We start from the raw sequence: 10197 nt of genomic DNA, 5'->3' as shown, positions 1-10197 counted from the left end.
TGAGCAGCGTCTCCTCGTCGAGGTCGAAAAACGGGCTCTTCAGGAGCGCGGCGAGCGACAGGCTGTCTTCCGGCAGCAGCGCGAAACGCCCGAGCGCCATCAGGTCCTGCACGGCGATGTGGCGGGTCAGCACCTGCCGGTCGGCGCCCGCGACAGGAATGCGGTGGCGCTGCTTCAGGGTCCGGGTGAGGGCCGTGACGAAGGCGTCGCGCTTGCGCACCAGCACGATCACGTCGCCCGGCGTCATCGGACGCGTCACGCCCTTTTCCGTCACGGTTTCGCGGCCGAGCCACGCGGCAAGCGTATCGGCGATGCGGCGGGCCAGCACGTTGACGGGCGAGGCCTCGGGCACCGCGTCGAAGGGCGCCGTCCAGTCGTCCTCGTCGCCTGCGGGGCCGGCGGCGATCATCTCCCAGAGATCGACCACGCCCGGCTCCCGGCCGCGGTTGGAGGCGTGCACCACGCCGTCGCCGGACGCACCCAGTCCGCGCGCATTGGCGGGGGACGCGAACACCTGGTCGACGGCCGACAGCACGTCGCGCGTCGAGCGGAAGGAAAGGAGCAGCCGGATCGGATGGAAGGCGATCGCCGCCGCCCGGGCGCGTCGCTCGGCAGTGCGGCCCTCCTCGGCGAAACGCTCCGGCCTGGCGCCCTGGAAGGAGTAGATGGATTGCTTCTCGTCGCCCACCGCAAAGAGCGTGCGCTGTCCGGCATGGGGTCCTTCGCCGGCGAAGAAGTCTTCCGTCAGCGCGCGGACGATCTCCCACTGGCGCGGGCTCGTATCCTGCGATTCGTCGACCAGCACGTGGTCGATGCCGCGGTCGAGCTTGTAGTGCACCCAGGCACTGACGCCGCTCCGCGTCAGCAGCTCTGCCGTCTTCTCGATCAGGTCGTCGAAATCGAGCTGGCTGCGGCTCTTCTTGATGTCGTCGTAGTCGCCGATCAGCCGGTCGGCGATGACGAGGGCGGCGCGGGTTGCCTCGAAGGTCCGCAGGCGTCGCAGCCGGTCCTCGCTGGCGGCGACATGCGCCTGCGCCGCCGCCAGCGCCGCCTCGAGATGCGGCGCGGCGTCCTCCTTCAGCTTCTTCGAGAGAAAGGCCCGGTCGAGCTTCGCCGGTGCCCCGGCCTTGGTGAAGAACAGGTCGACGAGCGCCTGCCGCCGTCCGGCCGCATCCGCCATCCGCGGCACCGCCACCAGCGCCGCCGCATTCTGCTTCACGGTCTCGCTGCCGAGCGATGCGGCAAGCGACAGGTAGCCGTCGAGCAGCGGACCGGCGAGCCCGTCGAGCGGCCAGTAGGAAGACAGGATCGCCGCTTCGTCCTCCTGCGGTCCGAGTTCCAGCCGACGGCGCAGGTCCGCAGCCGCGCCGCCGGTCCCGCCCGCGGCCTGGAGATAGGCCCGCAGCGCCTCGCGCTTGCCGACGATCTCGCCGATCAGGCGTTCCAGCCCGGTGTCGTCGGCGATGTCGAGCACGGCGGCGAAGGCCTCGGCCAGCGCCGCATCCTCTTCGGCGACCGTCGCGGTCAGCAGTGTCCGGCGCGCATCGGCAAGCAGGATCGCCGCCGCGCGGTCGTCGAGCACCGAGAAATGGCCGGCGACATTCGCCTCCAGCGGAAACTGGTGCAGGATCGCCTCGCAAAAGGCATGGATCGTCTGGATCTTCAGTCCGCCCGGCGTCTCCAGCGCCTTGGCGAAGAGCCGGCGCGCCGCCTGGAGCTTGATGCGGTCGGGCCAGGTGCCTTCGACGGCCGCGACCCGCTCGGAGAGCGTCTCGTCCGAAAGCGTCGCCCATTCGGCGAGCCGGTCGAAGATGCGGTTCGACATTTCCGAGGCGGCGGCCTTCGTATAGGTGAGGCAGAGGATCGCCGAGGGCCGGCAGCCGGCGAGCAGCAGCCGGATGACGCGCTGGGTCAGCACGTGCGTCTTGCCCGACCCGGCATTGGCGGAAACCCAGGCCGAGGCGTCCGGATCCGAGGCGGCGGCCTGTCGGATCGCGGTCCAGCTCAGCCAGTCGGCCGGATCGTCGGAACGGGGGCGGTCCGGCTCAGCCATCCTCGACCTCCTCGCCGTCTTCCGCCGTCGACCATTCCGCGACGCGGGCGAGATGGTCGTATTCGCCGCCGTAGTCCCGTTCCTTCTCCGGAACGACGCGAGAGGCGAAGCCGAGCGAACCGTCCGTCAACCGCTGCAGCAGCTTCTCGAGTTCGGCCCGCGCATCGACGCCGAGGTCGAGGGCGGACTTGAAGGTGCTGCCCGCTGCCGTGCGGATCTCGCCGTCGACCCGTTCCGATGCGAAGCGCTCCCCGGGCTTGAGCCGGACATAGACGAGCGATGCGGGCTCGCAGGGATCGATCCCCTTGAAGCCGCCGCCGGCCAGCGCCGCCGCTTCCAGTGCAAGCTGCGGGTCGAGCAGCGTGCGCGCCACCTTGAGCGAGGGAGAGGAACCCGTCTTGTAGTCGATGATGTCGGCCCGACCGTCGGCAAGCAGGTCGATCCGGTCGGCGATGCCGGTGAGCCTGATCTCCCCCACCGTCAGCGGCAGCGAGGCCGGCACTTCCGTCAGGCTCCGTTTGACCGTCCCTGCCCGTGCGAGGTGCCAGCGCACGAAGGCATCGGCGACGGCACGGAAGCGGGGCCGCCAGACCGCGTCCACATGCGGCGGCAGGCCGGCCTTTTCGAATTCCTCCGCGAGGATCGTACGCACGTGCAGCAGGGGATCGCCGCCTTGCCCTTCCTCGCGCACGAAGCGGTCGACGATGCGGTGGTAGAGCGTGCCGCGTTCGGCAACCCCCGGTTCGAGGTTGAAGGGCGCCACCGGATGGAGGCGCAGCACGCGGTGGGCATAAACGGCATAGGGGTCGCGGCGCAGCCGACCGACCTCGCTGAAGGAGTAGCTCTTCGGCTGAAGCGCAGCCGGCGGCCGCGGCTCCGGACGTTTCGCCGGGGCGAGCGGCGCGGCGGCGTCCAGCATCCCGGCCCAGGCGGCAAGCCTCGCCCCGCGCCGTCGCATCGCGGCCGCGACGTCGTCCCCCACCACGGCGACAAGCCGTTGCAGCCAGCGCGAGGCGACGGTCGGCGCGGTGCCGCTCCTGAGCGACCGGCTGAAGACGACGTTCGGGCTGGCGGCCGCCATCTGGAAATCGTGCCCGAGCTGGCCGATCCGCCGTTCGGGGGGCTCGAGGCCGATCGCGATCTTCATGGTGCGGGAGAGGAAGGCGTCGTTGCTGGTCTGGCCAGGCCACGTTCCTTCGTTGAGCCCGCCGATGACGACCGTGTCGACATGCTGCAGGCGCGACTCCAGTGCACCGAAAATGAACACGCGCGGATGGCGCATCGCGCGCGGCTTGATCATCTGCCCCGCCGCAAGCGCTTCCAGGAGATCGCACCACTGCGGCCCGTCCACGTCGATCGCGCCGTCCGTTTCCATGACGGCCTTGAGCAGGCCGGCAAGCCCGTCGCCCGCTTCGCCCGACCAGAGCGTCGCAAGGTTGCCGTCGGCGTCGGCGGCAAGCGCCTCGAGCGTGCGCCCCGTGCGGTCGGCCCAGTCGCCGAGCGGCAGGGCCCGGCTGAGCCGGCGTCCGCTCGCCACCCGGCCGAAGAGCGCGCCCGCAAGCGGTTCCACCGCCCAGCCGAGCGCTTCGGCAACGCGCCGGCCGGCCGCGATGTCGTCGGGCGAAAGCGACTGCCGCCATTCCGGCGGCTTGCGATCCGCCGCGTGCCGTTCGACGGCGGCGTCGAACAGCGTTTCGAGCGATGCGACGTCTGCCTCCGCCGTTCCGCCCCGCAGGGTCAGGAGCTCGACGGCGCGCGCGCCGCGCTGCACCGCGTCCGCCGGGAGCCCGAGCCGCAGCAGCGGATGTTTGAGCAGCCCGGCGAGCGGCACGGGATCGCCCGGGCGGAGCGTCGCCTCGAGAAGCAGCCGCAGCAGTTCCCCCTGCGGCGTCGCGAGAAGCGCCGTGCCGGCCGAGTCGTCGGCCTCGATGCCGAAGCGCATCAGTTCGGCCGCTACCCGCCGCGCCAGCTTGCGGTCCGGCGTGATCAGCGCCGCCTGCCGGTCCTCGCTGCCGTCGAGCGCGAGCCGCAGCGCGATCGCGATGGCCGTCGCCTCCTCCCGTTCGTTCGCCGCCTCGAGAAGCGTCACGGTCCCGAAGGCTGCTGCCGCTGCCGCGTCGTCGGGCGCAGTCGCCGTGTCGTTCCAGCCGGCCGTCGCATGGGCGGGCAGCAGGGCGCGCGACAGCAGCGCGTTGCGGGCCGCGATATCGGGGGAGGGCGTGCCGATCGGCAGGACGTCCCGCCGCGCGAGGCCGAGCTGTTTGAGCAGGCGGTAGAGGCCGTATTGCGGATGGCCGCGGGAGGCGGCCTCCTGCGAGTCCCCGCCGCTCAACGGATCGCAGGCGATCAGCTCCCATTCCGCATCGCTCATGTCGAGATCGAGGCCCGGCAGCACGACGGCGCCGTTCGCCGACTGCGCCACCGCCTGGATCAGCCGGGCGGTGGCCGGGATGGAGCCTGTCGAGCCGGCGACGATCACCGGCCGGTCCGTTTCGCGGCGCCTGTGCCGTTCCGTCTCGGCATGGAGCGTCGCATTGCGGCGGATCGCCGGCGAGGACCGGTTGAGCTCCCCGAGCCGCGCCGGCCAGAAGGCGCTTGCGATCCTCAGGAAGGCGAGCGTCATCTGCCACCAGAGCGCATGGTCGGCCGCATCGAGCCGGTCGAGCGCTTCCCAGGAAACCTCCTCCGTCTCGACCGCGTCGATGAGTTCGGCGAGGTTGCGCGCGAGCCACACGGCGTCGGCCGGGCTTGCCGGCGCCACAAGCGGGCTTTCGGAATGCACGTCGAGGATCGCCGCCGGCAGGGCGTTCCGCCAGGCGAGCACCAACCGGGCGAGCTCGATCAACCGGGCGGGGCCGGAGAGCGGTTCGGCAAGCTCCGGCGTGTCCGGTTCCGCCGCGTCGAAGAAGCCGCTGTCCTCGTCTGTCTCGCCGAGTGGCCGGATGACGGGAAGGATGGCGGACCGGCCGCCGAGTGCATCGACGAATTCCGAGCGCAGCACGCGGGCCGCGCGCCGCGTGGGCACGTAGACCGTCACATCGGCGAGCCTAAGCGGTTCGTCCGGGTCGTAGCGGAAACCCGGCACGAGATCGCCGGCCAGCAGCGCACCGGCGAGCGTGCGCAGGAAGGGCAGACCGGCAGCGATCGAGAAAATTGCGCCGGCGCGGGCGGGCGCCATGTCAGGCCGCTCCGGCAGGCGTGCCGATCACGGCTTCCGCTGCCGGCAGCGCGTCGGGCGTGCCGACGGTGATCCAGCGGCCCGCCATCATCATGCCGAACAGCCGTCCCCTTTCGATCGCACGGTCGAAATAGATGTTGAGGTTGAAGGCGTCCGCCGGCGCGTCGTCGAGCAGCGCCGGCATCATGGCGATGGCGCCGGCATAGACGACGGGGCGCCCATATCCCTCCCTGTGGCGCATCAGTCGTCCCTCCGCATCCATCGAGAAATCGTTGCGCCCGTTATGGCCGGTCGTGCGCTCGATGTCGACGCAGAGCAGCGCCATGTCCATGCGGGTCCGGTCGAAGAAGCGGCCGAGGCGGGCAAGGTTGCTGTCCGCGCCCGTTGCATCGCCGATCCAGAAGAGGTCGGCATTCATCACGAAGACCGGGCCGCGGCCGAGCAGCGTCAGCCCCTTGGCGAGCCCGCCGCCGGAATTCATCAGCTGCGCCGTCTCGTCGGAGATCAGGATTTCGGGCACTGTGCGGCGGGCGAGGTGGTCGCGCATCTGGCCCGCGAAGTGATGGACGTTGACGGCGGCGCGCCGGACGCCGGCCTCGGCCAGCGCGTCCAGCGCGTAGTCGATCATCGGCTTGCCGCCGACGCGGACGAGCGGCTTCGGCATGGTGTCGGTGATGGGGCGCAGCCGGGTTCCGAGCCCTGCCGCCAGCACCATCGCGTCTTCGATCGTCATGAGCATCCGTCCGCTGATTCGGTTCAGCGGATTCCAGCCGCTTCGCACCACGCGCGCAAGGGGGCGAGTGCCGGATGGGAGAGTGCCGTCTCCAGATTGCGGAAGGTGCGCGGCATGTGCTTCATGTAGCCGGGCTTGCCGTCGCGCTGCATCAGCCGCACCCAGATGCCGACGAGCTTGCAGTTGCGCTGCGCGGCCATGACATGCCAGTCGCGCCGGAACGTTGCCGCGTCGAAGCCGGGCGATGTGGCGCGGAGGGCGAGATAGCGTGCCAGCAGCGTCTCCGTCAGCCCCTCCGGCATGTCGACGCGCGCATCCTGGGTCAGCGACGCCACGTCATAGGCGGTCGGGCCGATCATCGCGTCCTGGAAGTCGATGATGCCGACGCGGTCGATGCCGGCCGCCTGCGGCCGCCAGATGATGTTCGGTGAATGGAAATCGCGCAGCAGGAGATTTCGTTCGGCCGACCGCAGCGTTTCGATCAGGTCGTCCCAGACGGTGCGGTAGGCGCGGCGCTCGTCCTCGGTCGCCGGCGTACCGCGCTTCCAGGGAAGGTACCAGTCGGTCAGGAGCCCGACCTCGATCTGGATCGCGTCGCGGTCGAAATCCGGGATGCGGTGCATGGTGCCGTCGCTGACCGGCACCGCGCTGGCCGCGGGCTGGGCATGCAGCCGGGCGAGACAGTCGACGGCCGCCTCGTAGCGCCCGACGACCGGCAGGCCTGCCTCATCGAGCACGCTCTCGCGGCCGAGATCCTCGATCAGCAGCAGGCCCCGCCCGAGATCCTCGTGGAAGATCGCAGGCACCGCGAAGCCGCGCGCCGCCAGATGCCGGTCGACGGCGACGAAGGGGCGGACGTTCTCGGCGATATGGGCGATCTGCTGGTAATATTTGCCGTCGACGATGATTGGTCCCGGCACATGCGCCGGCGCGTCCATCAGCACCATCCGCCCGCCATCGGCCGTCGTTACGGTTTCGTAGGCGCGCACGGACGCGTCGCCGGTCAGATGCCGGCGCATTGCATCCGCGTGCCCCGCGCCGATGAGGAAGTCGCGGATTGCCAGCGAGCGAGCGATGCGCTGCCGCAATCCTTCCCTGCCGCCGGCGAACTCTATCCGCCGGCCCGTGCCCTCGTGAACGAAGCGAAGCGTCAGCCGGTCGGCGGGCAGCGCCGCCTCGGCCTTCTCCGGCCACTCCACGAGGCAGACGCCGTCCTCCAGCGCCTCGTCCAGCCCGAGCTCGTCGACCTCCTCGGCATCGGCGAGCCGGTAGAAGTCGAAATGCGACACGGGAAGGGAAAGCGCGTAGCTCTGCACGAGGGTGAAGGTCGGGCTCGGCACTTCCAGCGCGGCATCGTCGGCGATGGCGCGGATCAGCGCGCGGGCCAAGGTGGACTTGCCGGCGCCGAGGTCGCCCGAAAGCGTGATCAGGTCGCCCGGCCGAACGGCGCGCGCCAGATCCTCGCCGAAGCGGATGGTCGCGGCCTCGTCCTCCAGAAACAGCGGCGCAATCGACATGCGGCTATTCCGCGGCGGCGATCGCCGGCAGCAGGCCGGATGGAATGCGGCAGGTAACCGTGGTGCCTGCCCCTTCCCGGCTGTCGATGGTGACCGTGCCGTGATGCAGGCTGACGAAGCTCTCGACGATCGAGAGGCCGAGACCGGCTCCGCCGCGCCGGCCGTGGCTTTCGAACCGGTTGAACACCGTCTGCAGCACGTCCTTCGGAATGCCCGGGCCGTCGTCGGCGACGCTGAAGGCGAACTCCGGGCCTTCGCGCCAGCAGGCGAGACGGATCGTGCTGCCCTCCGGCGCGAAATTGGCGGCGTTGGTCAGGAGCTTCACCATGATCTGCTTGAGACGCTGGTGGTCGGCAACGACGGTGCCGAGCGCGCCGGATGCCGAGATGTCGAGCGTGATCTGGCTCTCCTGCAGACGGTCGGCGAACTGCATCGCGACGTCGTCGAGGAGGTCCGGGATGTCGATCTCCGCAAGTTCGAGTTCCATGATGCCGGCATCGACGGTGGCGAGGTCGAGGATGTCGTTGACGATGGTCAGCAGCACCGCGGAGGATGTCGCGATATGGTCGACATATTCGGCCTGCCGCTCGCTGAGCTCGCCGATCGCCGGCGTTCTCAGGAGGTCGGCAAATCCGATGATGTTGGTGAGCGGCGAGCGCAGTTCGTAGGAGACGTGCTGGACGAAATCGTTTTTCAGCGCATCCGCCTTGCGCAAGGCCTCGTTCTTCTCGGTCAGGGCGCGTTCGACCCGCACGCTGTCGGTGATGTTGACGAAGGTGAGCATCGTCTGGGCGTTCGACAGCGGCGTCACCGCGAAATCGAGCACGAGCCCCGTCAGGAGTTCCAGCACACCGCGGCAGGAGGGGCGCTCGTCGTCGAAGCTGGTGATGATGTGGGCGAAGCGCTTCCAGCCGTCCGGCCGGTCGTAGGACGGCGCGCAGGCGGTCTCGATGGCGCGGATATGGGTGCCGGGCGCGGCATCCTTCTCGCTGACGCCCCAGAGTGCGCGGAACGCCGGATTTGACAGGCGGATGCGCCCATCCGGCCCAAACACGGCGACACCTTCGGAGAGGTGGTCGATCGTCTCGCCCTGCACCTGGACCAGCGTGTTGTAGCGCGTCTCGAGATCGACCTTCTCGGTCAGGTTCTCGAAGACCCAGGTGGCACCGCCCTGCGGCCGCGCCGTCGCGAAGACGCGTAGCGTCTGTCCGTTCGGCAGGTGCCAGAGATCGGACTGTGTGTCGATCGCCCGGTAGACCGAGAGCGCGGTCTCCTTCCACTGCTTCCAGTTCAGCTGTTCGGGCAGCTTGTCGGCCGCGCGCAGCCGGTCGAGCATTTCGCCGTGATCCGGCTTGCGCTCGAGGAAGCTCGTGTCGAGGTCCCACATGCGCTGGAAGGCCTGGTTGTAGAACTGCAGCCGCTGTGCCCCGTCGAAGATGGCGACGGGTGTGGCGAGGTGGTCGAGCGTTTCCGAATGGCTCTTCAGCGTGCGGGCAAGCTCCTCGCGGACCGCCTCGATGCCGGAGACGTCGATTGCGATGCCGGCCGAACCCGCGGGACCGCGCGCGTCGACGACGTCGAGGAATGTTCGGTTTCCGCGAATGACGGTCGACACCTTGTCGCGATAGGGCGTGTCGTAGGTGCTCGTCGCGCGGATCTTCTCGCGTGCGATCGTCGGCAGCAGCTCGCGGCCTTCGTGCACGGCGCCTGCCGCATCCTTTTCCTCGACGGCTTCCGCGAAAGCGGCGTTGACCCAGGCGAGGTTGCCGTCCGGCGTGCGCATCCAGACAGGCTGGTCGATCGCGTCGAGGAGATGCTGGAAGGTGGAGAGCGAGCGGGCGAGCCCGTCGCGCTCGAGGCGAAGCTCGGCGGCCTCCTCGCGCAGATTGTTGAGCGCCACGAAGCGCACAAAGGCCTGACCGCCCGAGACACGGCCCTGCGCCTCGATCACGGCGCCACGCGCCGTCTCGACGACGATGTCGAAGCTCTGGGCCTGCGACCGCAGGGTTTCGACGGCATGTTCCATGTCGGCGGCCGATGCCGGCTTCAGCCAGCGGCCGAAGGCGAGGAATTCGGATTCGGCCGCCGGCGCGCCGGTTTCGAGCGGCAGCTGGCCGAGGAAATCGGGCTTGCCGGACAGGCCGTCCCAAACGACGATCCGCCGGTCCTTGTCGCCGATCAGTGCCTGCAGGCGCGACAGCCGGTGCTGGGTGTCGGAGAAGCGCGAGCGCAGGTCGCGGTTCTCCGCCTCCATCCGGCCGCGCTGGCGGATCATGAACAGGGCCGAAACCATGGCCGCGGAAATGACGCCGAGCATGACGGCAACGGAGATCACCTCGGAACTGCCGAGCCCTGCGGGGCCGCCGAAGGCATGCGCCGGTTCCGCAAGCGTCGAAAGGGCGGTGCCAGCCGCGAGCGCGGCGGGCCGGCGGATGCGAAGCCGGTCCCGGAAGAAGCCGGTCGTTCGAAGGGCTGTCGGCCCGATGTGGCGTGTTGCATCCTGCAAGAGTGCACGCGCCATGGAACCCTGCCGAAGCAGGCCTCGTTTCAGTTCCAAGGTCATCCCCGGTATGTCTCCGTCCGTTTGCCGCCTGATCGACAAGACATCCCCGACCCGTCGCGCCTGGTCCGCATCTGCGCGTCGAATCAACAGCCAAAACAATACTTGCTTCCCGAATCGCCGGGAAGTGCGGGGCCCAAAAAAGAGGTCGCGACC

General features: G+C 69.6%; 5 protein-coding genes. All 5 read right to left on the bottom strand.

Annotated features, from left to right (window positions below):
- Positions 1 to 2053: double-strand break repair helicase AddA (gene addA, locus LXM94_RS08110; protein WP_235770658.1), on the bottom strand; the 2053-nt coding region annotated here is incomplete at its 3' end.
- Positions 2046 to 5231 (bottom strand): double-strand break repair protein AddB, encoded by a 3186-nt coding sequence (gene addB / locus LXM94_RS08105; protein WP_235770657.1) that lies wholly within the window; start codon positions 5229 to 5231, stop codon positions 2046 to 2048. The genes addB and addA, both read right to left, overlap by 8 nt.
- 1 nt (position 5232) lies before the next feature.
- On the bottom strand, positions 5233 to 5964 hold the full coding sequence (locus LXM94_RS08100; RefSeq protein WP_235770656.1) for a nucleotidyltransferase family protein: 732 nt from the start codon (positions 5962 to 5964) through the stop codon (positions 5233 to 5235).
- A 23-nt stretch (positions 5965 to 5987) separates the two neighbouring features.
- On the bottom strand, positions 5988 to 7481 hold the full coding sequence (gene tsaE, locus LXM94_RS08095) for a tRNA (adenosine(37)-N6)-threonylcarbamoyltransferase complex ATPase subunit type 1 TsaE (RefSeq protein ID WP_235770655.1): 1494 nt from the start codon (positions 7479 to 7481) through the stop codon (positions 5988 to 5990).
- A gap of 4 nt (positions 7482 to 7485) precedes the next feature.
- Positions 7486 to 10002 (bottom strand): sensor histidine kinase, encoded by a 2517-nt coding sequence (locus LXM94_RS08090; RefSeq protein ID WP_408015603.1) that lies wholly within the window; start codon positions 10000 to 10002, stop codon positions 7486 to 7488.
- Between the last annotated feature and the right edge of the window lie 195 nt (positions 10003 to 10197).

It is taken from the genome of Rhizobium alarense (assembly GCF_021555155.1).
In the GTDB taxonomy this organism is placed as follows: Bacteria; Pseudomonadota; Alphaproteobacteria; order Rhizobiales; family Rhizobiaceae; genus Rhizobium_D; species Rhizobium_D alarense.
The sequence above is the reverse complement of the archived record's forward strand: the minus strand, read 5'-3'. Positions and strand labels throughout refer to the sequence as shown.

Excerpts from the sequence above, each read along its gene's own strand:
- addB (WP_235770657.1), bottom strand. The coding sequence starts at position 5,231 with ATGGCGCCCGCCCGCGCCGGCGCAATTTTCTCGATCGCTGCCGGTCTG.
- LXM94_RS08100 (WP_235770656.1), bottom strand. The coding sequence starts at position 5,964 with ATGACGATCGAAGACGCGATGGTGCTGGCGGCAGGGCTCGGAACCCGG.
- LXM94_RS08090 (WP_408015603.1), bottom strand. The coding sequence starts at position 10,002 with ATGGCGCGTGCACTCTTGCAGGATGCAACACGCCACATCGGGCCGACA.
- tsaE (WP_235770655.1), bottom strand. The coding sequence starts at position 7,481 with ATGTCGATTGCGCCGCTGTTTCTGGAGGACGAGGCCGCGACCATCCGC.